Annotated in this window: 22 protein-coding genes and 1 tRNA gene; 13 read left to right on the top strand and 10 right to left on the bottom strand. The window is 70.9% G+C overall.

What is annotated here, in order from left to right:
- Positions 1-2: 2 nt before the first annotated feature.
- The gene (locus AC0NZQ_RS03375) at positions 3-1,226 is read right to left on the bottom strand and encodes an IPT/TIG domain-containing protein (protein WP_474528227.1); all 1,224 of its coding nucleotides are present in this window, start codon (positions 1,224-1,226) and stop codon (positions 3-5) included.
- A gap of 304 nt (positions 1,227-1,530) precedes the next feature.
- Here AC0NZQ_RS03375 and AC0NZQ_RS03370 point away from each other — a divergent pair, with 304 nt between their 5' ends.
- From AC0NZQ_RS03370 to AC0NZQ_RS03345, 6 genes are all read left to right on the top strand, one after another.
- Positions 1,531-2,097, top strand: a complete 567-nt coding sequence (locus AC0NZQ_RS03370) for a MauE/DoxX family redox-associated membrane protein (RefSeq protein ID WP_474528226.1) — start codon at positions 1,531-1,533, stop codon at positions 2,095-2,097.
- On the top strand, positions 2,094-2,864 hold the full coding sequence (locus AC0NZQ_RS03365) for a hypothetical protein (RefSeq protein ID WP_474528225.1): 771 nt from the start codon (positions 2,094-2,096) through the stop codon (positions 2,862-2,864). The genes AC0NZQ_RS03370 and AC0NZQ_RS03365 overlap by 4 nt, the downstream gene beginning before the upstream one ends.
- Entirely contained in the window at positions 2,857-3,372 is a 516-nt protein-coding gene (locus tag AC0NZQ_RS03360; RefSeq protein ID WP_474528224.1) for a hypothetical protein, read from the top strand. The genes AC0NZQ_RS03365 and AC0NZQ_RS03360 overlap by 8 nt, the downstream gene beginning before the upstream one ends.
- Positions 3,353-4,297, top strand: coding sequence for a twin-arginine translocation signal domain-containing protein (locus AC0NZQ_RS03355; protein WP_474528223.1), 945 nt, complete (start codon positions 3,353-3,355; stop codon positions 4,295-4,297). Before AC0NZQ_RS03360 ends, AC0NZQ_RS03355 begins: the two co-directional genes overlap by 20 nt.
- Before the next feature lie 10 nt (positions 4,298-4,307).
- On the top strand, positions 4,308-5,117 hold the full coding sequence (locus AC0NZQ_RS03350) for a hypothetical protein (RefSeq protein WP_474528222.1): 810 nt from the start codon (positions 4,308-4,310) through the stop codon (positions 5,115-5,117).
- A 90-nt stretch (positions 5,118-5,207) separates the two neighbouring features.
- The gene (locus AC0NZQ_RS03345) at positions 5,208-6,590 is read left to right on the top strand and encodes a uracil-xanthine permease family protein (protein ID WP_474529409.1); all 1,383 of its coding nucleotides are present in this window, start codon (positions 5,208-5,210) and stop codon (positions 6,588-6,590) included.
- 4 nt (positions 6,591-6,594) lie between these two features.
- Here AC0NZQ_RS03345 and AC0NZQ_RS03340 read toward each other — a convergent pair whose 3' ends face one another.
- From AC0NZQ_RS03340 to AC0NZQ_RS03310, 7 genes are all read right to left on the bottom strand, one after another.
- Positions 6,595-6,795, bottom strand: a complete 201-nt coding sequence (locus tag AC0NZQ_RS03340; protein WP_474528221.1) for an Rv0909 family putative TA system antitoxin — start codon at positions 6,793-6,795, stop codon at positions 6,595-6,597.
- Between the two features lie 62 nt (positions 6,796-6,857).
- Positions 6,858-6,931: transfer RNA gene (locus tag AC0NZQ_RS03335), tRNA-Gly, on the bottom strand.
- 190 nt (positions 6,932-7,121) lie between these two features.
- Positions 7,122-7,562, bottom strand: a complete 441-nt coding sequence (locus tag AC0NZQ_RS03330) for a hypothetical protein (protein ID WP_474528220.1) — start codon at positions 7,560-7,562, stop codon at positions 7,122-7,124.
- A 190-nt stretch (positions 7,563-7,752) separates the two neighbouring features.
- The gene (locus AC0NZQ_RS03325; RefSeq protein ID WP_474528219.1) at positions 7,753-8,715 is read right to left on the bottom strand and encodes an isopenicillin N synthase family dioxygenase; all 963 of its coding nucleotides are present in this window, start codon (positions 8,713-8,715) and stop codon (positions 7,753-7,755) included.
- A complete protein-coding gene (locus tag AC0NZQ_RS03320) occupies positions 8,712-9,170 on the bottom strand; it encodes a nucleoside deaminase (RefSeq protein WP_474528218.1) in 459 nt (152 codons plus the stop codon). Before AC0NZQ_RS03320 ends, AC0NZQ_RS03325 begins: the two co-directional genes overlap by 4 nt.
- A complete protein-coding gene (locus AC0NZQ_RS03315) occupies positions 9,167-10,618 on the bottom strand; it encodes a purine-cytosine permease family protein (RefSeq protein ID WP_474528217.1) in 1,452 nt (483 codons plus the stop codon). Before AC0NZQ_RS03315 ends, AC0NZQ_RS03320 begins: the two co-directional genes overlap by 4 nt.
- A gap of 187 nt (positions 10,619-10,805) precedes the next feature.
- Complete coding sequence (locus AC0NZQ_RS03310; RefSeq protein ID WP_474528216.1) at positions 10,806-11,381, bottom strand: TetR/AcrR family transcriptional regulator; 576 nt, start codon at positions 11,379-11,381, stop codon at positions 10,806-10,808.
- Between the two features lie 72 nt (positions 11,382-11,453).
- Between AC0NZQ_RS03310 and AC0NZQ_RS03305 the strand changes: the two genes are divergently transcribed.
- Together AC0NZQ_RS03305 and AC0NZQ_RS03300 are read left to right on the top strand one after the other, a co-directional pair.
- The gene (locus tag AC0NZQ_RS03305; RefSeq protein ID WP_474528215.1) at positions 11,454-12,140 is read left to right on the top strand and encodes an SDR family oxidoreductase; all 687 of its coding nucleotides are present in this window, start codon (positions 11,454-11,456) and stop codon (positions 12,138-12,140) included.
- A 433-nt stretch (positions 12,141-12,573) separates the two neighbouring features.
- Positions 12,574-14,514 (top strand): alpha/beta fold hydrolase, encoded by a 1,941-nt coding sequence (locus AC0NZQ_RS03300; protein WP_474528214.1) that lies wholly within the window; start codon positions 12,574-12,576, stop codon positions 14,512-14,514.
- Between the two features lie 92 nt (positions 14,515-14,606).
- Here the strand turns inward: AC0NZQ_RS03300 and AC0NZQ_RS03295 are convergent, their stop codons facing one another.
- Together AC0NZQ_RS03295 and AC0NZQ_RS03290 are read right to left on the bottom strand one after the other, a co-directional pair.
- A complete protein-coding gene (locus tag AC0NZQ_RS03295) occupies positions 14,607-15,971 on the bottom strand; it encodes a ClC family H(+)/Cl(-) exchange transporter (RefSeq protein WP_474528213.1) in 1,365 nt (454 codons plus the stop codon).
- Positions 15,972-15,973: 2 nt separating this feature from the next.
- Positions 15,974-16,453, bottom strand: a complete 480-nt coding sequence (locus AC0NZQ_RS03290) for a MarR family winged helix-turn-helix transcriptional regulator (protein WP_474528212.1) — start codon at positions 16,451-16,453, stop codon at positions 15,974-15,976.
- A gap of 215 nt (positions 16,454-16,668) precedes the next feature.
- Between AC0NZQ_RS03290 and AC0NZQ_RS03285 the strand changes: the two genes are divergently transcribed.
- From AC0NZQ_RS03285 to AC0NZQ_RS03265, 5 genes are all read left to right on the top strand, one after another.
- The gene (locus tag AC0NZQ_RS03285; protein WP_474528211.1) at positions 16,669-17,124 is read left to right on the top strand and encodes a DUF5313 family protein; all 456 of its coding nucleotides are present in this window, start codon (positions 16,669-16,671) and stop codon (positions 17,122-17,124) included.
- A gap of 299 nt (positions 17,125-17,423) precedes the next feature.
- The gene (locus AC0NZQ_RS03280) at positions 17,424-18,182 is read left to right on the top strand and encodes a helix-turn-helix domain-containing protein (RefSeq protein WP_474528210.1); all 759 of its coding nucleotides are present in this window, start codon (positions 17,424-17,426) and stop codon (positions 18,180-18,182) included.
- A complete protein-coding gene (locus AC0NZQ_RS03275; RefSeq protein ID WP_474528209.1) occupies positions 18,179-19,039 on the top strand; it encodes an ABC transporter permease in 861 nt (286 codons plus the stop codon). Before AC0NZQ_RS03280 ends, AC0NZQ_RS03275 begins: the two co-directional genes overlap by 4 nt.
- Positions 19,032-19,838: an ABC transporter ATP-binding protein gene (locus AC0NZQ_RS03270; protein WP_474528208.1), complete on the top strand. Its 807-nt coding sequence runs from the start codon at positions 19,032-19,034 to the stop codon at positions 19,836-19,838. The genes AC0NZQ_RS03275 and AC0NZQ_RS03270 overlap by 8 nt, the downstream gene beginning before the upstream one ends.
- 2 nt (positions 19,839-19,840) lie before the next feature.
- Entirely contained in the window at positions 19,841-22,648 is a 2,808-nt protein-coding gene (locus AC0NZQ_RS03265; protein ID WP_474528207.1) for a UPF0182 family protein, read from the top strand.
- Positions 22,649-22,654: the final 6 nt, after the last annotated feature.

Below are 22,654 nucleotides of genomic sequence, written 5' to 3'. Positions count from 1 at the left end.
CGCTACCCCGCCGGTACCGGCGAAGTCCCCGCCGTGGCACCAAGCGGCGCGGCCGAGGACGCCGTGGCTCCTGTCGTCGTGGATGTCGACGGAGCCGCAGAGGTCGGCACCGAGCTGCTCGACGGCGTGGTCGGCGGCGTGGTCGGGGTGGTGCTCGACGGGGTGGGGGTCGGGGTCGGCTTGGGTGTCACCGGCCGGGGCGGCGCCACGTAGGTGAAGGCCACCCCGCGGGATCGGCCCAGCAGCGTGGTGATGACGATGCTGACCTTGGCGGCGGACCGCTTCGGGGCGATGGCCAGGATGCTGCGGTCGCTGCGGACCGAGAACTTCGCCCTCGTGCCGCCGAAAGTCACCGATCGCACCGCGGCGAAGTCGCGCCCGGTCAGCCAGACCCGGCTGCCTCCGGAGACCGGTCCCTTCGTCGCGGACACCTTGGTCACCACCGGGACGCCGCTGGGGAAGCCGCGACCGGGCAGCAGCCGCTTGGCGACGCCGGTGATGATGTTGCCGAGGCGCGAGCCGTAGCTGCTCGCCTTGCCGCGCGCCAGGATGGCGATCGCGTAGCGATCACCGTTGACGAAGCCGGTGGAGTTCATGCTCGCGTTCGGGGTGCGGTAGCTGTAGTCGCTACCCCAGCCCTGCTTGACCGCGGTGCGCGACGCGGCCTGCGGCAATCCGAACGCCTGGTAGAAGCCGTCACAGCCCCGGGTGGTGTGCGAGTGCATGGCCCGCAGCAGCCAGGGCCCGATGCGCTTGTCCGCCTTGAGCTTTGCGTACAGCCGGACCAGACCGTCGGCGGTGATGCGGTTGCTGCCCCACCAGTTGCCACGGATGGGACCGCTGCCCAGGCTCGGCACCTTGAACCGCTTCTTGGTCCAGCTCAGCAGGGAGTCGCCGCCCACGCTGCCGTAGAAGGAGTTGGCGATGCCGTCGTTGGAGCAGGCGATCATCCGCTTGGCGCGCGCGGACGTGCTGCCGTGCATCCGGCCCTGCAGGATGAGCCGGGCGGCGATCATCACCTTGATCACCGACTCGCTGGCGAAGGTGGTCTTCTTCAGGCTGTTGCCCATCACGTGGCCGGTCTTGGTGTCGTAGACCGCGATGCCGACCTTGTAGCCCCGCGCCTTGGCGTAGGCGCTGGCGGTGTTGATCGCGCTGGCTCGGCTTGTCACCGCACCGGCGGAGGGCGCGGTGACGGTGACGGTGGTGAGGAGGCCGGCGGTCATGGCCGTCGCGACCGCAGTGGTCACGAGACGGGTCACGGGGCGGGCAGGACGGCGGGGGCGACGAGTCATTCGGGGGCCTTCGTCGAGCGCAACGGGGGACGGACGGCAGCGCAGTCCGTGAGCAGCCTTATGTCCCGAAGCGCATCTGCGCTAACCGACGCGAGGAAAATTTGATCTTCACAGTCCCCGGCGCCGTTGACTGGTCAACTCTTGCGCCTGATGACCCTCAGCATTCGCACAGGGGCCAACCGGTCGCGGTCAACCGATTCCCGTGACAAGCTCGCGCCACCCTCCGGGAGGTCAGTTGACCGTCACCACCGTTCTCGGCGCGCTCTGTGCGTCGGCTGCCGTCGTGCTGCTGGGCTCGGGCCTGGCCAAGATCGTCCGCCCGCAGGCGACGGCGGTCATGCTCGGCGAGCTGATGCGGCTCACCGCGCCCCGGCTGCCCCGACGCCCCGCCCTGCTCCGGCCGGTCGGCCGCCTCGCCGGCGTCGGCGAAGTCGCGGTGGCCGTGCTAGTGCTGACGGTCGGCGGTCGCCTCGCCCCGGCGCTGCTCGCCGCGGCCTATCTCGTCTTCGCGATCGTCGCCGTCCGGCTCGCCGGCGGCGGACGTCCGGTCTCGTGCGGCTGCTTCGGCCGGGACGACTCACCGGTGGGACGGGCGCACATCGTCGTGACGGTGGTGGCAGCGACCGTGGGTACGGCGGGCACCGTCGTCGGTCTTCCCGTCGGCGGCGGTCTCGGCGACGCCGATGCCCTGGCCGCAGCGGGTGGCGGGCTGCTCGTCCTGGTGCTCGCCGCCCTCACCTATCTGTCCATGACGGCCCTCCCGGCGCTGTCGTCCGCCCGCCGGCTCGTGGAGGCCTCGTGACCGTTCTCGTCGTCCTGGAGTCGGTGGTCCTCGCCGTGCTCTGCGTGCTCGTGGCCGGACTGCTGCGCGCATACGGGACCGTCCTGAGACGACTGCACCAGCTCGACGGCGGCGCCACCGCCGATCACGACCACGGTGCTCCGGCCGGTGACTTCTCGCTGCTGCCGGTGGTGAGCAAGCCCGTCGCCAGTTCCGTCGCCAGCCCCGCCGCCGATGAGCGCGAGTTCGGTGCTGCGCACGACATCGCGGGCGAGACACTGGACGGCGAGCTGGTGAGCGCACGCGTGGTCGGCGTGGACCACGACACGCTCGTGCTGTTCCTCTCCAGCGGCTGCGCCTCCTGCGAGACCTTCTGGACCGAGCTCGGCCAGCCTGGCGCGATCGCCCTCCCCCTGGACACCCGGCTGCTGGTGGTGCCGCAGAGCGCGGCGGACGAGAGCCTCTCCGACCTTGTCGCCATGGCGCCGGCGGGGGTCGACGTCGTCCTCTCCAGCTCGGCCTGGCGCGAGTACGAGGTGCCCGGCTCGCCGCACGTCGTCTTCGTCCACGGCCCGTCCGGGCGCATCCGGGGTGAGGGGACGGGTCAGTCGCTGCGACAGGTCTCCGAGCTGCTGGCCCGCTCCACCGGCGATGCCGGGGCCACCGGTGGTGAGCGGTCACGCAAGCCGCAGCGCGATGCCGAACAGGAGCTCGCCATGGATCGGGAGCTGCTGGCCGCCGGCATCGGTCCGGGCGACCCGCGGCTGTACGGCGACGACGGTGACTGAGCCGCGGGCGGCGGGGCCGCTGGCCACTGTCTCCGGTCACGGACTGCGCGTCACCCTCCCCGCCCGCTGGGAGGCGCGTTTGTACGTCCGCGACGATCCGGAGGTCGTCGGCGACTGGCTGGGCGGCGAGTCGGTCAACCCGGTGCTGCACCTTGCCAACTTCGCGCTGCCACCCGGCCGCGGTGATTTCGGCACCGGCGCGGTCGAGCGGATGCGTGCCCACCACGCCTTCGTCTCCGTCCTGGAGTACGACACTGTCGAGGCCGACACCCCGCTCTTCGAGCACCGCGGCGTCCCGCGACCGACTTTGCGCGACTTCGCGCCGAATCAGCTGCAGCGTCGGCTGGCCGGGCAGCTCGGCAGCCAGACGTTCTTCACCACCCTCGGCCGGCCGTTCTGCCTCTACGTCGTCCTCGGCTCCCGCGAGCACGCCGCCGGGCTGCTCGGTGAGGTCCACAGCGTGCTCGACAACCTGGAGGTGGCGGCTCGTGACGACCTCGCTGTCTGAACGGCTCGTCAACCGCATCGCGGCCTTCGGTGGTCGGCGGACGAGCCGCCGCACCTTCCTCACCACCGCCACCCTCACCGGCACCGCGCTGGCCGTGAACCCCTGGGACTTCCTCACCCGACCGCAGGACGCCTACGCCTCGGTCTGCGGGCCGGGCGCCACCTGCGACGCCGGCTGGTCGGTGATGTGCTGCTCGATCAACTCCGGCCGCAACACCTGCCCGCCCAACACCTTCGCCGGGGGTTGGTGGAAGGCGGATCGCTCGTCCTGGTGCGGCGGCGCGGCGCGCTACTACATCGACTGCAACGCCCTGCCCGGCAAGCACTTCACCTGCCGCTGCAACAAGTCCAACTGCGACCACCGCTACGTGGCCTGCAACCGGTTCCGCTACGGGCAGTGCAACACGAAGGTGAAGGGCGTGACGCCGGTGGTCTGCCGGCAGATCAGCTGCACGCCGCCGTGGCAGCTCTACCCCGGCAAGTGCGGCAAGTCCAGCGCGACGGACAACAACACCCGGCTGCACAGCGCCCCCTGCCTGAGCAAGGGCAACACCTATCCGCGCGTCGTCACCTACGCCGACGGCCGGCACGTGCTGCGGCCCGGTGAGCGCCTGCGGGCCGGTGATCGGCTTGTCGCACGTGACCGGCACACCAAGCTGACTATGCAGGACGACGGGAACCTCGTCCTGCGCAACGGCCGCGGCGTCATCTGGCAGTCCAAGACCGACGGCACGGCCCGCGGTGGCTACGCGATCATCGGCAAGCGCGGTCGGGTCTACGTCATGGACCGTCACGGCAAGACGCGGTGGCAGACGCGGACGAAGTACCTGCGCGGTGCGGCCACCCTCACCATCAGCAACGACGGTCGGCTTACCGCGACGGTCGGCACGACCGTCGCCTGGCGCACCGACACCAAGACCCCCTGAGGAGGCTGCCGTGCTCTTCGTCCTCGCGCTCGTCGTCGCCGTCGTCGCGGCGGTCCGTGGTGTCTGGTCGCCGTGCGGGCTGTCGATGCTCTCCTCGCTCAACCCGGTGTCGGAGTCGGCTCGCGGTCACCGGTTCTGGGTGACGGCCTGCTGGTACGTCGCCGGTGCCGTGGCCGGTGGCGCGCTGCTCGGTGCCGGCATGGCGCTGGCCGCCGCGAGTCTCGGCCAGCTGCCGCTCACCGACGGGATGCGGTGGTCGCTCGTCCTCGTGGCAGCGGTGGTCGCTGTCGCCTCCGACACCCGCATCGTCGGCCGGTCGCTGCCGGTGCACCCGCGCCAGGTGGACGAGCGCTGGCTCGTCACCTACCGCCGCTGGATCTACGCCGGCGGCTACGGCGTCCAGATCGGCGCCGGCTTCGCCACCTACATCATGACGGCGGCGGTGTACCTGACCGCGGCGCTGGGCGTCCTCACCGGATCGGCGCCGCAGGCCCTCGCCGTAGCCCTCGTCTTCGGCGGTGTCCGCGGATTGGCCATCGTCGGCTGCGGCGCGGTCCGCAGTCCGGAGGCCCTGCGGGCGCTGCTCGCCACCGTCGACGGCTGGACGGTCCCCTCGACCTGGGTCGCGGCCGGCACCGCGGGTGTCGTGGCGGTGACCGCCGCCGGGCTGCTCGGCGGTATGCCGCTCGCCGTTGGGGTCGGCGGTGGGCTGATGCTGGCGGTCGCGGCCTCCCGCCGACGGGCCGGCGGGTGGCGCGGCGGTGTCGTCGGCTGCGCGGTTCCCGTTGCCCGCGAGCGAGAGCTCAGCGCGACCGGCTGATCCTGCGCGTCGCGCCCACGTTCCGCCGTCGGACCGACGGCGGATGCCAGGATGCCCCCACCACCACGGCTGCAGGGGGAGCGCATGGGCATGTTCAGTTGGACGTTGGTGCACGACGGCAAGACGCCGCCACCCGGCGAGGTCGTCCGTCCGAACGAGCGCCTCTCCACCGGACGCATGGTGGGCCTGGGCGCGCAGCACGTGGTGGCGATGTTCGGCGCGACCTTCATCTTCCCGGTGATCATGGGGCTGAACCCCAACCTCGCGGTGCTGATGTCCGGCGTCGCCACGATCCTGTTCCTGCTCATCGTCAAGAACAAGATCCCCAGCTACGTCGGGACGTCCGCGTCGTTCGTCGCAGGTGTCGCCGCGATCCGCGCCCAGGGCGGCGACTCGGCCGACGTCACCGGCGCGATCCTCGTCGCCGGCGTGATCCTGGCGATCGTCGGCGTGATCGTGCACTTCGGCGGCGCCCACCTGGTGCGCAATGCCCTGCCGCCGGTCGTCACCGGTGCCGTCGTCATGCTCATCGGCTTCAACCTGGCCACGGTTGCCACCACCACCTACTTCCCGAAGGACCAGTGGGTCGCGCTGCTCACGACCGCGTTCGTGATCTTCGTGTCGGTGCTGGCGCGCGGCTTCGTCGCCCGGATCGCGATCTTCCTCGCCCTGGTCTTCGGCTACCTCATCTCCTGGCTGGCCGACCAGATCGGCAAGGTCGACATCTGCGACACCGCCGGCAAGTGCGTGCCGGGCGACCGGATCAACTGGCACGACGTGAGCAACGCGTCGTGGATCGGCGTCCCGAAGGACATCGTCACCGGCGACGGGCAGACCCTCACCGGCCCGCACCTGCCGCACTTCGGCATCACCTTCATCCTGCTGGTGATCCCGTCGGTGATCGCACTGCTCGCCGAGAACGCCGGTCACGTCAAGGCCGTCTCCGAGATGACCGGGGACGACCTGGACCCCTACCTCGGCCGCGCCTTCATCGGCGACGGCGTCGGCACCGCCATCGCCAGCGCCGTCGGCGGCTCCCCCACCACCACCTACGCCGAGAACATCGGCGTCATGGCCGCCACCCGGATCTACTCGACGCTGGCCTACTACATCGCGGCCGTGGTAGCGATCCTCTTCGGCTTCTGCCCGAAGTTCGGCGCGCTCGTGGCGGCGACGCCCGGCGGTGTCCTCGGCGGCATCACGCTGGTGCTGTACGGGATCATCGGCCTGCTCGGCGCCAAGATCTGGATCGAGGCCAAGGTCGACTTCGCCAACCCGGTGAACCTGGTCCCGCTCGGCGCCGGCCTCATCGCCGGCATCGGCAACCTGACGATCACGTTCACCGACGACTTCTCCATCAGCGGGATCGCCGCCGGCACGCTGATCGTGCTCATCGGCTATCACGTCTGCCGGGCGCTGGCCCCGCACGTGCCGGCGCTGCGGCCGGGCACGGACGGGGAGAAGCGGGTCTGAGGGGTCAGCGGCCCCGGGGCTTGCCCGCGCCGTCCAGCACGCCCCGGACCTTCGCCGCGGCCTGCTCGATCTGACGCGCCTTCTTCGGATCGCCCTTGGTCCGCTTCTTGGCGAACCGCTCGGCCGAGGCGAGACCCTTGTCGATCTTGCCGCCGTGCTTGCGCAGCAGCGAGTCGGCGGTGGAACGAAGCTTCTTGGCGTCCATGCCTCGACGCTAGGAAGTGGGCCCGGGCGTCAGCTGTGCGGCTGCCGTGCCGAGGCTGATCGTGGAGCGGGTGACGGGAATCGAACCCGCACTGTCAGCTTGGGAAGCTGATGTTCTGCCATTGAACTACACCCGCGGAACGCTGCGACGATACCCGAACGCCCCGGATTCCGGGGCGCTGGGTGGTCGAGCGCTGCTTGCGGACGGGCCGACGGGCGGCGTCGGCGACCGTCGTGCTGTATCCATGCTGTCCGGAGACGCGACGGCGTTCTGCGACCCGCTGATCTGCTCGGTGAGCCCCTGTCGCGGATAAATGTCGCGGTCGGTTAGGTCGTTCGTGGCTGGAAAACGATCGTTCGGGTCCCTGGCAGTGGCCGATGAAGAAAAACCGCGGCCCGCTCTGCCTCAGCCTTCTCGGCTGGCTGTATATCTAACGCCCTTTCAAAATTACCAAGGAGAGCATCTGCGATTCGATCCGGCTCTTCGATTTCTTCCGCAATCAACTTCGCACCACACAGTACGGTATAAAGTGATAACCAATCAGAGCGTGACTGTTCCAGCTGTACCACGTCGTTATCAGGCAACCATGCACCCGAGCCCGGCGGCGCCGCGCGAGATGTCACGCGATCTCGCAACGCCGAAAGTTCTCGCCGTCGATCTTCCGACCATGCAAGATCGCGATTGCCGCCATTGATGATCGAAATCTCGTCGTCGATTGCGGCGGCCAAATACCGCACCTCAGAAACCCGCATGGCAATTCGATCCACGCTTTGCATTGGAGGCCTTTCCAATCACGGAAACATACAGAAGCCAATCAGAAACCTAACACTCAAGGACCGATCCGAACCCAGAAGGCATCGTCATTCAGAACGCGATTGAGAACAAACGTGAATCTCAGGGCGCTGCGCTGCCAGCCCTCGTCGTTCTCAGCCCCGGAAATGGGAGGCAGGCCCTGGGTCAGGCCATCGTGATGGCGTCCAGCCGCTCCCGCAGGAAGTCGGCGGCCACCACGGGCTCGTAGGTGTTGGCCCTTCCCACCGGCGGCTGCAGTGCCTCGACGACGGTGTCGCGATCGGTCTCGTAGAAGTACACGAGGCTGACGAGATCCTCGTCCGGGGCCTCGGCCTGCGGGGGGAGCACGCGATGCCGGTTCGACTTCCAGCGATCGCCCGACCAGCGGGCGAGCAGGTCGCCGGTGTTGATGGTGAGCGCGTCGGGGTGGAACGGCGCGTCCGCCCAGCCATCGCGCTCGGTCCAGACCTGGAGTCCCCCGCGCCCCGGCTCGCGGTCGAGGATCGTCACCGTGCCGAAGTCGGTGTGTGGGCCGATGCGGAACTGCCCCGGCTCGGGAGTGCCCGCCACGGCGGCCGGCGGGTACCAGTTGAGGTTTAGCGTGTGGGTCGCCTGCGCGGTGTGGCGGGTGAAGAAGTCCTCGTCCAGGCCGAGCGCGGCGGCGCAGAGCTGCAGCAGGTCGTCTGCCAGCGTCTTCATCCGGGCGAGGTGGTCGCGCACCGCGAGTTCGAGCGCCGGCACCTCGTCCGGGAAGACGTTGCGCTGGAACCAGTACCCGTCCAGTGGGGCGGTCGCGTCATCGGCACCGACCGAGTAGGACTCCTTGAGGTCGGGGGGCGTCTCGGTGCCTTCGGAGTAGCCGTTGGCCTCGACACCCGGCGGCAGCCAGCCCCGGCCCGCGACGGTGACCGCGTACTTCTGCTTGACGTCGGCCGGCAGGGCGAAGAAGGCACGGGCGGCGTCGCGGAGCGCCGCCCGGGTCTCGGCCGGCACCCGGTGACCGGTGACGAGCAGGAAGCCGACGTCGCGCAGCGCGGCGTCGACCTGCGCGGCAACCCGCGCGCGGTCGTCCGCGTCGCCCTCGAACCAGGGGGTGAGGTCGATGGTGGCGATGGCGTCCGCAGTCACAGTGCGTCCTCTCCGATGTCCTCGAACCACAGCTCGGGGCGGGCGGCGATGAAGTCCGTCATCAGCTGCACGCAGCGCTCGTCGTCCAGCAGCACCACGTCGACGCCGTTCTCGGCCAGCCAGTCGTGGCCGCCGGAGAAGGTCTGCACCTCGCCGATCACGACGCGGGAGATGCCGAACTGCCGCACCAGGCCGCTGCAGTACCAGCACGGTGACAGCGTGGTCACCATCGTGGTGCCGCGGTAGCTGCGCTGCCGTCCGGCGTTGCGGAAGGCGTCGGTCTCGCCGTGCACGGACGGGTCGTCGTGCTGCACCCGCCGGTTGTGCCCGCGGCCGAGGACGGTGCCGTCCGCCCCGATCAGCGCGGCGCCGATGGGGATGCCGCCCTCGGCGAGGCCCGTGCGGGCCTCCTCGACGGCGACGTCCAGCCAGGTGACGATGTCGGCGTGACTCACGTCGCCAGTGTTTCCGAGGGCGTCCCCGCGGCTGGCGCCGGGGCGACCCGCTGGCGCAGCGGCTTGTAGAGCGCGGCGTAGACGATCGCGGCGACGACGAACCCGACCTCGAAGGTCAGGTCGCCGACCGACGGATAGTTCTTCGGCACCACGGCGACGAAGTCGGTCTGGTTCGAGAAGAGCGGGATCGAGACCGCCATGCCGATCGCCATGGCGATGAACCCGGCCCAGTTGCGGTTCGCCGTCGTGCCGGCGAGCAGCGGCGTGAGGTCCTGTCCCCGGCGCAGCAGCCGGTCGACGAGCACCACGCCCAGCCAGGGTCCGACCCAGTAGGCGATGACGAGCAGGAACTGCTCGTAGTCCTCGGCCGCATTGCCCAGCGCCGAGAGCGCGACGAGGAAGCCGGCGATGCCGAAGGCGAGGGCGACGACGGCGCGCGCGAGCTGCGTGGGCAGCTTGATGCCGACGGCGAGGAACGACATCGAACCGCTGTAGATGTTGATGGCGTTCGCGGCGACCGCGCCGAGTGCGATGCAGAGCAGGGCGAGCTTGCCCAGCCACGTCGGCAGCAGGTCGGTGAACGACGACGGGTCGACGGCGCTGTTGCCGGCGGTGAAGACCGCCGCGCCCGCCACCTGCAGCAGCACGCAGGGCACGAAGACGCCGAGGCCGGCCGCCAGCGCGACGGGCAGCCGCGGGGTCCGCGGCTCGAGGTAGCGGGTGTAGTCCGAGGCGTAGGGGTTCCAACCGGCCGCGTAGCCGAAGGTGGCGCCGACCATGACGAGGAAGCCGCCGATGCCGCCGTCGTAGGTCGGCTTGGCGGACGGGTCGGTCTTGGTCAGCACGATGATGCTGGCCACCACGAAGACCACGGCGAGCACGGGGAAGGCGTAACGCTCGAAGGCGTGCACCAGGTTGTGGCCGAAGAAGGCGACGGCGATCTGGACGACGACCACGATCACGAGGCAGAGCGCCTTGGGAATCGCGTCCACCAGGGCGTGCAGGGCCAGCGCACCGCTGACACTGTTGACCGCGAACCAGCCGACACTTGCCACGATCGCGTTGATGCCGGACGGCAGGATGTTGCCGAGGAAGCCGAAGGCGGTGCGGCCGAGCACCATCTGCGGCAGGCCGTGCCGGGGCCCCCAGGCCGAGAGCACGCCCTGGCTGATCGAGCCCAGCCCGGTGCCCACGACGACCGCCAGCACTGACTGCCAGAAGCTCAGGCCGAAGGCGATGGGCCCGAGCAGGCCCAGCGTGATCGTCGCGAACTCCATGTTCGGCGACGTCCACGTCCAGAAGAGCCCGATCGGACGGCCGTGCCGCTCGTCCAGCGGGATGGGCTCGATTCCGCCCGGCTCGACGGCGACGACACGGTCGCCGTAGTGCCGGCTCGGATTGTCGACGGGCGCGGTCACGTCGGACGTCGTCAGATCGGCTGCAGCCATGGCGGGATCGTGACAGACCAGCGATGACAGCGACGTTACGAAGTGAGCGTCGCCGCCGAACGATTCGGGCGGACCGCTCACAACAGACGTCAGGGAGCGTCTCCGGCTACCGGAATGGCCCCCGTCTCCCCGGGCCGAGGTGCGCACCGGGAGCTGCTGCGTGCAGTTTCGGGTGGTCCGAGCGAGATCAGCAGAGGGTCGCCACAAGCTCCTCGGCCAACTCCTCGTCCAGCGGCTCCCCGGTGGCCAACAGCCGGTACCAGAGCGTCCCGAAGACGATGTCGGCCACGATCGGCGGCGAGGGGCTGCGGGGCAGATCGCCACGCCGAGCCGCGCGTTCGGTGATGGCCGCGAAGGTCTGCCGCCGGGGTTGCAGGAACGTGGCACGGAACCGCTCGCCGAATTCGGGCCGCAGTTGCGCTTCGACGATCAGAGATCGCAGCAGATCGGCGGTCCGAGGCTGATTCGCCATCGCGTAGCCGGCGCGCAGAAACGCGCGCAGGTCGGCGGCGTAGCTGCCGTGATCGGCGACCGGCACGATGACGTCCGCGTTGCCGGCACTGGCTTCGAGGACGACGTCGGCCTTCGTCGGCCACCAGCGATAGATCGTCTGCTTGCCGACCCCGGCCCGTCCGGCGATGGCCTCGATCGTGGTGTTGCCGTAGCCCTCGTCGACGATCATCGCTGCCGTCACGGCGAGGATGGCCTGCCGCGCGGCCTCGCTGCGGGGCCGGCCAGGCGTTCGCCTCGTGGTTCCCGACACGCGGCGAGATTACAAGACCACGGTCTCGTATAGTTTCGAGAAGGCATTCTCGAAACTTCGAAGGGAACCGCTGTGCGGGCATTGATCATGGGCGGGACCTCGGGCATCGGCCTGGCGACTGCCGAGCTGCTCACCGAGAACGGAATCGAGGTCACCGTCACCGGGCGCGATCCGGGCAGGCTTGCCGCGGTACGCGACCGGTTCGCGGGCGCCACGATCCTGGACGGAGCCGACCGTCAGGCGACGGCAGCCTTCCTGGCCGACTTCGGCGCCTTCGAGCATCTGGTCCTCGCGTTCAGCCCCGGACCGGTCGGGGTGGGTCACCTCAAGTCGCTGGACTTCGACGATGTCGCCGCCGCCGCCACCGGCAAGGTGCTGCCTTACCTGCACGCCGTCCAGCAGGCCAGGGTCACCGAGTCCATCACCATGATCTCCGCATCCGGGCCTCGCGCCGCAGTACCGGGAACTGTCGCCATCAGCGCTGCCAACGGTGCCATCGAACGGTTGATCTCCCCACTGGCCGCAGAACTCGCACCGGTCCGGGTCAACGCGGTCGCGCCGGGCATCATCGACACCGACTGGTGGACCTTCCTGCCCGACGACCAGCGACGCGCGCGCTTCGCCGAGGCCGCCCAGCGCGTGCCGATGGGTCGGGTCGGTACCAGTGCGGACGTCGCCAAGGCCATCGCCTACCTCATCGACGCCGACTACGTCACCAGCAGCATCCTGCCCGTCGACGGGGGAACCACGGTGGCGTGACACCGTGATCGGTTCGGCTCTCCCACTCTGCGCGCGGGTAGCCGGTTGGCGCCGGGCGGGGGTGGGTACACCCCCGTTACGGGTTTCCCGCAGCGAAGGACACGCTGCCAGTCTCCTGTTCGAGTGGCAGGACAGCACTCGGAACACCTCGAGTCTGGAAGCCTCATGAATTATCCGAGATTGTGCGCTATCGCCGTCGCTCTCACCGCCCTCGTCGTCGGCGCCCAATGTGCGGCACTGGCATTCTTTGTCTGGACCATCCGCGTCATGGAGGGGGACCTACGGAGAGCGTCGTCGGGTCCGGGAGTTGCGCGTCCGACGATGCCATCGCATCGAAGGCTGCGGGCGTTGCCCGGCGTCGCCTGACGCATCGTGCCGGCGAGTGACTCCGAAGGCGTGACGGCCGGGCGTCCCACGCGGCAGGATCCCGGTCATGCGTCGCACCCTTGCCGTTGCTGCCTCGGCCGTCACCCTCCTCGCCGGACTCAGCGCCGCCGCGGCCGCACCCACCACGAGCCCGACCGTGCGCCGGGTCGGGTCGGTGTCGCTGCGGCGGTGCACGCTGCAAGAGACGCTCGCCGCCTGGTGCGGCAGCATCCGCGTCCCCCTCGACTACACCGACGCCTCGGCCGGGACCATCACCGTCGGCTTCGGCTGGCGCCCGGCATTGGGGCGGGCGCAGGGGACGGTGCTCGCGCAGGAGGGCGGGCCGGGGTATCCGTCCACCGGCACCGCGGCGGACTTCGCCACCATGCTCGGCCCGATGCTGCGGACCCGGAACCTGCTGGTGGTCGACGCCCGCGGGACCGGACGCTCGACCCCGCTGGACTGTCGACGACTGCAGTCCCTGCCGTCGCCGTCGAGCCACTTCGCCGCCGCCGTCACCGCCTGCGGCCGGCAGCTGAACCGCACCTTCCGCCGGAGCGACGGGACCTGGGTGCATGCCTCCGACCTCTTCGGCACCGCGAACGCCACTCGCGATGCCGCGCGGGTGCTGGCGGCGCTGGACCTCGGCCCCGTCGACCTCTTCGGCGACTCGTACGGCACCTTCTTCGCGCAGGCCTTCCTGGCCCGCTACCCCCGGCTGCTGCGCTCGGTGGTCCTCGATTCCGCGTACGAGGCCCGCGGCCTGGATCCCTGGTACCGCACCACCGTCACCACGGCGCACCGCGCCTTCGACGCCGCCTGCCGACGCGCCTCGGGCTGCCCGTCCGGGTCGTCGTGGGCCCGGCTTGGGCGGCTGGTGAAGCGGCTGCGTCACCACCCGATCACCGGTCGCGCACCGGGGGTGGACGGCAGGCTGCACCGCGTCACCCTCGACGTCACCGCGCTCGTCAACATCGTCAACGACGCCGGTTACGACCCCGACCCCTACCGGCAGCTCGACGCCGCGGTCCGCGCGCTGCTGCACCACCAGGACGCCACCCCCCTGCTGCGGCTCTACGCGCAGGACATCGGCTGGGACTACAGCGACTACAGCGCCCCGGCGGCGGCGTACTCCGACGGCCTCTACATGGCCGTCGCCTGCACGGACTACCCCCAGCTCTTCGACATGCGCTCGTCGACCGCCGGCCGCCGAGCCGAGCTGGCGCGAGCCGTCCGCAGCCTTCCCGCGGCGACGTTCCGGCCCTTCACCACGCGCGAGTGGATCCGCGTCCTGCCCTACACCGAGACCTACACCGGCTGCCTCACCTGGCCGGCGCCCACGCATCCCGCGGACCCGGCCGTCCCGGCGGGCGCACCCATGAACGCGACCCACGTCCCCGTGCTCGTCCTCAACGGCGAGTTCGACTCGCTGACGCCGGCCGCGGACGGCGCGCGGGTCGCCCGCCAGCTCGGTCGCTCGGCGCGGACGGTCGTCGCCGCGAACACGGTCCACCTGGTGGCTCTCGAGAACGACGATCCGTGCGGGGCCTCGATCGTCCGGCAGTTCGTCCGCACACCGAGGGGACGCCTCGGCACCTCCTGCGCCGCGCGTATCCCGGCGGTGCGGGTGGTGCCCCGCTACCCGCGCACCCTGGCGCGCGCCCACGCCGCACGAGGCTCTGCGCCGGTGCGGCTGCGACGGCAGGCGAGCGTCGCCGTCGCCGCCGCCGGGGACGCCGTCGTCCGGTCTCGCTACCTCGACGGTCACCGGGACCGTGGCCTGCGCGGGGGCCGCATCCGCTACGCCGAGGACGGGACCGCCACCCTGACCAAGGTCCGCTGGACGGTGGACACCCGCGTCTCCGGCGTGGTCCGTCCCGCCGGCGCCGGCTGGCGCGCCCGGCTCTCCCTCGGCGGACGCCGCTTCGTCGTCACCTGGGGTACCGGACGGCGGGCCACGGTGACGAGCGGCCGGTACCGGATGAGCACCCCTGCCCCGAGCCGCTAGATACCCGACGCGGCAGCGGATCGAGAGCAAGTACGCGGCCCCCGGCGCTCGGATCCACTCTCGGTCGGACGGTCGCGGCGTACCGGGACGGTTCAGGACGCGCGGCGCGCGGCGCGTTCGGTGAGCAGGTCGTAGATCGGCCGGGACCGCAGCGCGATGGCGACGAGCATGGCGATGGCGCAGGCACCCAGCATCGGCGGCAGCTGGCTCGTCGACCCGGTCAGCTCGGCGGCGAGGATGAGCCCGGTCACCGGCGCGTGGACGCTGGCGGTGAAGAAGGCAGCCATGCCGACGAGGGCCAGCGCGGCCGGAGCCGCCGCCGTGCCGGGCGCCAGCTGGACGGCGAGCAACCCGACCACCAGCCCGACGTCGGCGCCGAGCACCAGCATCGGCGCGAAGAGGCCGCCGGGCGTTCCCGCGCAGTACGAGGCGACACCCAGCGCGAACCGCAGCACGAGGACGCCCAGCACGGCGATCGCCGTCCCGTGGCCCAGCAGCGCTCGCTGGGTGAGGTTGTCACCGCTACCCACGAGGTCCGGCGCGAACCATGCGATGAGGCCGACGGCCAGCCCGATGCCCGCCGCCCGCACCTCCACCGGCAGCCGACTGGCGTCGGTGACCCGCAATCCCGTCATGATCGCCCGGTTGTAGGCGCTCCCCGCCAGCCCGCAGAGCAGGCCGACGAGGACCACCCAGGGCGCCTCGCGCAAGCGCGGCTCGGCGAGATGCGGCACGACGAAATCGGTGGTGGAACCGGAGACCACCAGATGGGCGCTCGCGAACCCGGCGGCCGAGGCCACCAGCGTCGCCACCGTGGTCTTGGGATCGAAGCGCTTGACGAGCTCCTCGAGGACGAAGACCCCGCCCGCGATGGGGGCGTTGAAGGCGGTGGCGAGACCCGCGGCCGCGCCACCGGCGACCAGGATGCGCAGTTCGGCCCGGCTGCGGCGCGTCAGCGCGGCGACGATGGTGCCGGCGGTTCCGCCCATCTGAACCGACGGCCCCTCACGGCCGAGGGCGAGGCCGGAGCCGATCGCCAGCAACCCGCCGACGTACTTGATCGGGAGGATGCGGAAGCGGCCGGGGTCGGTCCGTCCCTCGACCACCGCCTCGACGCGCGGGATCCCGCTGCCCTCCGCGTGCGGCTCGACCCGGGCGACGAGGGCCGCCGCGACCGCGGCCGCAGCCGCGCAGCACGACGCCAGCAGCAGCAACCCCCACGCCGAGCCGCCGGCCCAGTGCGCGAAGCGGGTGCGGAGCCCGGCGCCGTCGGTGAGCAGCAGCTTGAAGGAGGCGGCGGCGAGCCCGGTGAGGATCCCGACCAGCGCGGCGGCGAGGACGAAGCCGACCAACCCCGGCGCGCTGTCGCCGGAGACGTCCACCGGCCGCCGGCTGCGGCCGTGCACCGACGTGCCGACCCGCGACAGCCACCCCGGCATCGCCGCCTGCGATCGCATCCTCACCATCCGAACGCCGTCACGCCGCCGGCGACCGGCGGCTCCCCCGCGGCGTCGGCGAAGGCCCGCAGCGCCGGCGCGAGCTCCGCACGCTGCTGGGCGGGGATGGCGCGGACGATGCGGGCGATCTCGGCCCGTCGGCGGGCGGTCACCTGTTCGACGAGCCCGGCGCCGGCGGGGGTGAGCAGCACGCGGACCTCGCGCCGGTTCTCCGGGTTGCCGGCCCGCTCGACCAGGCCGGCGGCGACGAGCTTGTCGACCATGCGCATCGCGCTGGAGGCGTTGACGCCCAGCGCCTCGGCGATGCCGTTGAGGTTGGTCTCCGGCCGCGTGCTCAGCACGACCAGGGTGCGGAACTGCGTCACCGTCACCGAGTGCTCGACCTCGGCCAGCGAGCGCGCCGAGACCGCCACCAGGACCCGGGACGCGGTCAGCACCGCATCCACCAGCTCGTCGGCGCCGTGGCGCGCTCCTCCCGTCACGACTCCAGCCTGGCACACAATCTGCACAGTGCAACCTTTGCATAGTGCAGATCACTCCACTTGCCCCGCATCGGGACCAGAGGCCGTCGCCGGAGACCGAAGCGCCCGACACGCAGCCGGCACTGTGGGCCGTTGGCATCGGCGAGCCGACTTCGGGACACTCGCAGACGACCGCCCCGGCGGCCTCGTCGATCCCCAGCGAGAGCGAGAACCACGTGTCCACCCCAGCCGACGACCCAGACGCCACCGCCGACCTGCCGCCGACGGAGATCCACCGCCCCGGCCCGCTGCTCATGATCAAGTACTGGTACGGCGGCACCCTGCCGCGCCGCTACAGCGCCTGGGTGCTGCACGACCTCACCTGCCGGACCTGGGCGCTGCGGCACTTCGCGCGCTGGATCCTGCTGATCACGGCACCGTTCTTCGTGCTCTACATGCTCCTGGTGCCGGGCAGCATCGGCCTGCGGCTGATCACCGGGCTGACCTTCGCCGGCACGCTGGTCCTCGTCTCGGTCATCAACATCATGGTCGACACCGACAAGCGGGCCGTCCGCGCCGGTTACGGCTACAGCGAGCCCGGCCGGGTCCGGGACAGGCGGTCGTCCGAGGCGCACCACCTGGCCGTCGTCGCGCGGCGCGAGCGCATCGAGCAGCGGCGCCAACGACCTTGAGTTGACAGCCCGTGGGGCCATGTGTAAGTTCCTTGTTAGGCAGTTCGGTGTGAGTACCACTCGGGAGACCGAGTCACGAAGCACCGGCCTCGAGTACTCCGGTGCTCGTGTCTGCGCGAACCCGTTGATCGGGGGAACAACGGAGGTACCCGCCGCAGCCTGCCGCTACTGTCCGAGACTGCCCCGCCACCGAACCGGTGCCGGGGCAGTCTTTTTTTCCTGTCCGGGGAGCCCCGCTCCTGTCGGTTAGCTGTTAACGACCCAACGTTGACGCTGCGTCAAGCCTCATAGTCGCTGTCGTGAGCCCGAAGACGTCCGCCGGCCTGTCGGTCAAGGGGGTCGCCGACCTCGCCGGCGTCACCCCCCGGACGGTGCGCTTCTATCACTCCATCGGGCTTGTCCCGGAGCCGCCGCGAGACTCCTCCGGCTACCGCCGCTACGGCGGACGGGAGGTCGTCGCCCTCGTCCGCGCCGCCCGGCTGCGGTCGCTGGGGATGTCGCTGCCGGACATCGCCGAGCGGATGACGACCGGCGAGGACGACGACGTCTCGCTCGGCACCGCCCTCGGCACCCTCGCCGACGACCTCGACGTCGAGATCAGCCGGCTGGTCGCGACCCGGGACCGGCTGCGGGAGCTCGCGGCGTCGGAGACCTTCGTCCACCCGGTCCGGGCGCTGACCACGGCGCTGCACGAGCAGGGCGTCCTGGACCCCGACGACGACCTGCGCGACGGCGAGAAGTGGGCCGCTGCCGTCCTCGACGCGCTCCATCCGGACGGGATGGCCGGACTGCTGGCCCAGGCCGTCGCCCTGCTCGGCGACGCCGACGCCGCCACCACGGTGCGCAAGCTGCGACGGCGGCTGCGGCGCCTCAACGAGAAGACCAGCGAGGCGGACATCGACGCCTTCGCCACGGACGTCGCCGCGCTGCTGCCGCTGGTCGTCGACGTCGCCGACATCGACCTGCGGCTGCTCGACGACGTGCTCGCCGAACGCATGACCCCCGCCCGACACCGGTTCCTCAGCCGGCTGCGCACCCACCTGGAGCAGGCCCGATGACGCTGTTGACCCTGCCGGAGGCGCCGCCGGCGCCCGGACTGCAGCGGGCCGGCGCCCGGTTGCCGATCGAGGAGTACTCGCGGCGGCTGTGGGAGCGCCGGTGGTTCGTCGTCGCCTACGCCCGCGCCTCCAACGCCGTCGGCTACGAGGGGAACTTCCTCGGCCAGGCGTGGCAGCTGCTGACGCCGCTGCTCAACATCGTCGTCTACTACCTGATCTTCGGCCTGCTGCTGCACACGAGTCGAGGCGTGCCGAACTACATCTCCTTCCTCACCGTGGGTGTCTTCGTCTTCGGCTTCTGCCAGCAGGTCCTCAAGACCGGGTCACAGTCGATCACCCGCAACATCGGCCTGGTGCGGGCGCTGCAGTTCCCGCGCGCGGTGCTGCCCATCTCCACCACGCTCGTCGCGCTGCTGCAGCTGCTCTACTCGATCGCGGTGATGGTCCCGATCCTGCTCATCAGCGGCGAGCCGATCACCTGGCACTGGCTGCTGCTCGCCCCCGCGATCGTCCTGCTCGCGATCTTCGGGCTCGGGCTGTCGTTCGTCTTCGCGCGGATCGGCGCGCGCGTCCCCGACACCGCCGAGGTGGTCCCGTTCTTCTCGCGGGTCTGGATGTACGGCTCGGGCGTGATGTACAGCGTGCAGGTCTTCAGCCAGGGACACGCCGCCTGGGTCGCCACGGTCATGAACCTCAACCCCGCCACGGTCTATCTGTCGTTGGCACGCTCGGCGCTGCTCGTCGGCCAACCGGCCTCGCTCTTCACCTGGTGCCTGGGTGTCGCCTGGGCCGTCGGCCTCGCCGCCCCGGCCTACCTCTACTTCTGGCGCGGCGAGGAGGAGTACGGCAATGTCTGAGCTCACCATCGACACCGAACGCGAGACGACGGTCGTCGTCGATGACGTCCACCTGATCTACCGCGTGCTCGGCAAGCGGCAGAAGGGTGGCGCCCCCGCGGCCATGCGGCGCATGCTGCTGCGCGAGCAGGCTCCGAATCAGCGCACCGTGCACGCCGTCCGCGGCGTCAGCTTCGCGGCGTACCGCGGCGAGGCGATCGGCCTGATCGGGCCGAACGGTTCGGGCAAGTCGACCCTGCTGCGCGCGGTGGCCGGGCTGATGGCGCCCTCGCAGGGCGTCGTCTGGACCCGCGGTCAGGCCTCCCTGCTGGGCGTCGCCGCCGCCATGATGGCCGGCATGTCCGGCGAGCAGAACATCCAGCTGGGCTGCCTGGCGCTCGGCATGACGCCCGACGAGATCGCCGCCGAGTACGACTCCATCGTCCAGTTCGCCGGCATCGGCGACGCGGTGAAGCTGCCGATGAACACCTACTCCTCCGGCATGGGCGCCCGGCTGCGCTTCGCCATCGCCGCCGCCCGGACGCCGGACATCCTGCTCATCGACGAGGCGCTGGCCACGGGTGACGCCCGCTTCCGTCGCCGCAGCGAGGCCCGCATCAAGGCCCTGCGGGACGAGGCCGGCACGGTCTTCCTCGTCAGCCACAGCCTCGGCATCATCCGCGAGACCTGCACCCGGGCCATCTGGCTCGAACAGGGCCGCATCGTCATGGACGGTCCCGCGCTCGAGGTCGTCGAGGCCTACGAGAACCGCCACGACAGCGACGCCACCACCGCCCCTGCCACCAAAGCCCGGAGCTGACCGTGACCACCACTGCACCCGCAGGCCCCGCCAGCCCGGCCGACGTCCCGGCCCCCGCGCGCACGCCCGGCGGTCCGCTCGCGGTGCTCGCCCGCGCCGCCGACATCGTCGTCCGGCACCGCGGCGGCCTGCGTCGCTGGGCGCGCCGCCTCGCCGTCGTCGTGGTCGCGCTGATCGTGCTCTACTACGCCTTCCGCGCCGCGGTGGGACTCATCACCAACGACATGTGGTTCGACTCGGTGCGCGCGGGTGAGGTCTACACGACCCAGCTCTGGGCGCAGTCGATCCTCTTCGTCGTCTTCGGGGTGATCGCGGCGGTGACCTGCGGCTTCACGATGCGCAGCATGCGCCGGCTGCGGCCGTTGCCGCTGACGCAGGAGGACGACACCTTCCGCTGGATGTTCCGCCGCGTGGAACCCAAGATCGGCAAGCTGCTGGTCGTGCTCGCCGCGGTCATCCCCGGCATCGTCGTCGGCAAGGCCGCCGCAGCCAACTGGCAGAACGCGCTGCTGTGGTGGAACGCCACCCCGTGGCACGCCAGCGACCCGCTCTTCCACCGGGACATCTCGTTCTTCGTCGACGTGCTGCCCTTCCACCAGCTCGTGGTCTCGCTGCTGACGCAGACCGTCACCTACGCCTTCGGCATCACGGTCGTCGCCGGCTACTGGTACGGCGCCTGGCGCATCCGGCGCGACCGTCGCAAGATCAGCCGCGGGCTCACGGTGCTGGCCTCGGTGCTCGCCGCCGCGTGGCTGGTGCTCCGCGCCGCGAACACCTGGCTCTCGCGCTACACGCTCACCACCTCCTCCCGCGGACCGGTCACCGGCCCGTCGTGGACCGACGTCCACGCCGCGCTGCCGGCCAGCTACGTGATCATGGTCGTGCTCCTGCTCGCCGCGGCCGCGCTGGTCGCGAACGCCCTGCTCGGCGCGCGGCTGCGCGTCCTGGGCGGTGCGTTGGTGCTCGCGCTCGTCGTGACCACGGTGGCGGGCTCGACGATCCCGAGCCTCTTCTTCAAGTACCGCGAGCTGCCCAGTGCCGCGCGCGTGGACCTCGGCGAGATCCGCGACAACCAGGCCGCCACGCGGACCGCTTTCGCGCTGGGCGACGTGACGACGAGCACCGCGCAGGCGACGCCCACCGGCGCCTCGGCCGCCACCCTGACGGCACAGGCACGGGCGCAGAACCAGCTCTCGGTGCTCGACCCGAACCAGCTCTCGCCGACCTTCAACGTCGAGCAGCAGCTGCAGGCCTACTACGGCTTCAAGTCCACCCTGGACTTGGCGCACTACCGCCTCGGTGGGACCGAGCGGGATGTCGCGCTGGCCGTCCGGGAGCTGCACCTCAGCGGCATCCCGCACTCAAGCTGGGTCAACAACCACCTCGTCTACACCCACGGCTACGGCGTCGTGGCGGCGCCGACCACCGAGGTCAACAGCCGCACCCAGAGCCCGGTCTACGTCGACGGCACGAGCAGCGGCAACAGCGCCCTGCGCGTCACCCGTCCCCAGGTCTACTTCGGGCAGGGCTTCAGCACCAAGTCGTACTCGATCGTGGGCCAGCCCCGCGGCAGCGCGGCCCAGCTGGAGTTCGACCACCCCGCCGGTGTCGGTGGTCCGGGCGGCGACGCGCCGGGACGGACGACGTACTCCGCCCACGGCGGCATCCCGATCGGCTCGACGCTGCGGCGGCTGCTCTTCGCCGTCCGCATGCACGACCCGAACATCCTCTTCAGCTCCGAGGTGAACTCCGCCTCGCAGCTGCTCATGGTCCGCGACCCGCGGGCGCGGGTGGCCAAGGTGGCGCCGTGGCTCACGCCGGACGGTGACGTCTACCCCGCCGTCGTCAACGGGCACATCCAGTGGGTGGTCGACAGCTACACGAGCACGAGCAACTATCCGAACTCGCAGCTGATCAACCTGCGCAAGGCCACGAACACGACGCTGGTGGCCAACGGCGCCTCCGTCGCGCAGAGCGGTACCGTCAACTACCTGCGCAACTCGGTGAAGGCCGTCGTCGACGCCTACACCGGCCGCGTGACGCTGTACTCCTGGGACCAGCAGGCCCACCCGGACCCGCTGCTGCGCACCTGGGAGAAGACCTTCCCCGGCCTGGTCAAGCCGCAGTCGGAGATCCCCTCGGCGCTGCTGCCGCAGCTGCGCTACCCCACCGATCTCTTCAACGTGCAGCGCTCGCTGATCGCCAAGTACCACGTCACCTCGGCCACCGGCTTCTACAGCGGCAACGACTTCTGGACCGTCCCGACCGACCCGACCGTGGCGGCCGCGGGGTCGCTGAACTCGTCGAGCTCCACCGGCAGCAAGGCCCCGCTGCCCTCGCTCTACATGGACCGGGCGACCGGGACCGACGGGACGGACGGGCAGCGGTTCCGGCTCTCCAGCCCGATGGTGACCCTCAACGGACAGCAGCTGGCGGCCTACGTCTCGGTCGACGCCGAGCCGGGTCCGAACTACGGCAGGTTCACCGTCGACACGTACCGCTCCGGATCCGGCGAGTCGCCGGCGCAGGTGCAGAACGACATCGAGTCCAACACCACGATCACCGAGGCGCTGACGCTGCAGCGCGGTGGTAACTCCAGCGTCGTCCTCGGCGATCTGCAGGCCGTTCCGGTGGCGGGGAAGATGCTCTACGTGGAGCCGGTCTACACCCGCTCCAGCGGTGGCTCGTCGTTCCCCATCCTGCGCCACGTGATCGCGCTCTACGGCAATGGCGACCCGTCCTTCCGGACGACGCTCGCCGCCGCCGTCAGCGACGCGATCCGCTCCGGGACCAACGCCTCCGCGAGCTGACCCGGC

This window comes from Jatrophihabitans sp. sgz311053 (assembly GCF_056135305.1).
Note: the sequence above shows the minus strand (reverse complement) of the source record. Positions and strands in the feature narration are given on the sequence as shown.

Coding starts and splice junctions, on each gene's coding strand:
- AC0NZQ_RS03300 (WP_474528214.1), top strand. CDS start 12,574: ATGCGTCGCACCCTTGCCGTTGCTGCCTCGGCCGTCACCCTCCTCGCC.
- AC0NZQ_RS03375 (WP_474528227.1), bottom strand. CDS start 1,226: ATGACCGCCGGCCTCCTCACCACCGTCACCGTCACCGCGCCCTCCGCC.
- AC0NZQ_RS03275 (WP_474528209.1), top strand. CDS start 18,179: ATGACGCTGTTGACCCTGCCGGAGGCGCCGCCGGCGCCCGGACTGCAG.
- AC0NZQ_RS03315 (WP_474528217.1), bottom strand. CDS start 10,618: ATGGCTGCAGCCGATCTGACGACGTCCGACGTGACCGCGCCCGTCGAC.
- AC0NZQ_RS03295 (WP_474528213.1), bottom strand. CDS start 15,971: ATGCGATCGCAGGCGGCGATGCCGGGGTGGCTGTCGCGGGTCGGCACG.
- AC0NZQ_RS03340 (WP_474528221.1), bottom strand. CDS start 6,795: ATGGACGCCAAGAAGCTTCGTTCCACCGCCGACTCGCTGCTGCGCAAG.
- AC0NZQ_RS03270 (WP_474528208.1), top strand. CDS start 19,032: ATGTCTGAGCTCACCATCGACACCGAACGCGAGACGACGGTCGTCGTC.
- AC0NZQ_RS03345 (WP_474529409.1), top strand. CDS start 5,208: ATGTTCAGTTGGACGTTGGTGCACGACGGCAAGACGCCGCCACCCGGC.